We start from the raw sequence: 1,014 nt of genomic DNA, 5'->3' as shown, positions 1-1,014 counted from the left end.
GGGGAGGGCATCCGCGTCGACAGCGCATTGGTCGAGGGATTCGTGGTACCGGCGGCCTATGATCCCATGGTCGCCAAGGTCATAGCCTGGGGATCGGATCGGACCGAGGCGCTCAACCGGCTCGACGCTGCGCTCGCCGGATCCGTAGTGCTGGGAGTGAGCACCAACATCGAGTACCTCCGCCTGCTCGTCAATGATCCGGATGTACGGGCAGGACGGCTGGACACCACCCTGATCGAGCGCAAGATGCCCAGCCTCTCGTTCCGGGGAATCACCGACGCCGAACTGGCCGTGGTAGCCGTTGTCCTTGCCGAGGATGATTTCACCGACGACGACTTCACCGGCCAGGGTGCTGCCGATCAGGGCCCGATCGATGCGAGCGCCTCCCGGGGGAGCAGGCTGCAGGGCTTTGCTACCCGTGCTGTCGACGGCGGCAGCGGGGCAGCCCGCGCTTTCGAGGTGTCCCCCTGGCAACGCCGCGACGGATTCCGTGCCGGAGTGAACCGCCCGAGGACGCTGAGCCTTGAGGTGTCCGCGGGTGATGTTCGGGAGATCGCACTCCAGCTGGTCGAATCCGGCCCCGCAGGGAAGGGGCATCTCAACCTCTCCTCGAACGGTGTCTCCCTGAACGGGCAATCCGCCTACGGAGTGACGCTGGAGGGGGGACAGGAATACCAGGTGAGCCTCGACGGCAGGGGCGGCGCCGTCGTCGACGGTGTGCGTATGCCGGTGACCCTGGTTCGACACGGCGACACGGTGTGGCTCGGCGCCGACGGCTGGTCCGTTCCGGTGAGGAAGCAGAGCCGCCGGGAACGGCTCGACGCCCAGCTCGCCCTCATCGCGCGGGCCGACGGCACCGTGGATCCGCAGGTCCGCAGCCCGATGCCGGGCACCGTGGTGTCGGTGTCGGTGCAGGACGGCGACACCGTCGAGGCAGGAACGGTTCTCCTCGCCGTCGAAGCGATGAAGATGGAGCACCAGCTCGCCGCCGCCGTAGCCGGCGTCGTTCATCTC

At 67.9% G+C, this 1,014-nt stretch carries 1 protein-coding gene; it reads left to right on the top strand.

What is annotated here, in order from left to right; genetic code table 11:
* Positions 1-1,014: biotin/lipoyl-containing protein (locus Y705_RS17610; protein WP_253908494.1), on the top strand; the 1,014-nt coding region annotated here is incomplete at both ends.

Origin of the sequence: Arthrobacter sp. H41 (assembly GCF_000520535.1) — a bacterium.
Lineage (GTDB): Bacteria > Actinomycetota > Actinomycetes > Actinomycetales > Micrococcaceae > Arthrobacter_D.
Note: the sequence above shows the minus strand (reverse complement) of the source record. Positions and strands in the feature narration are given on the sequence as shown.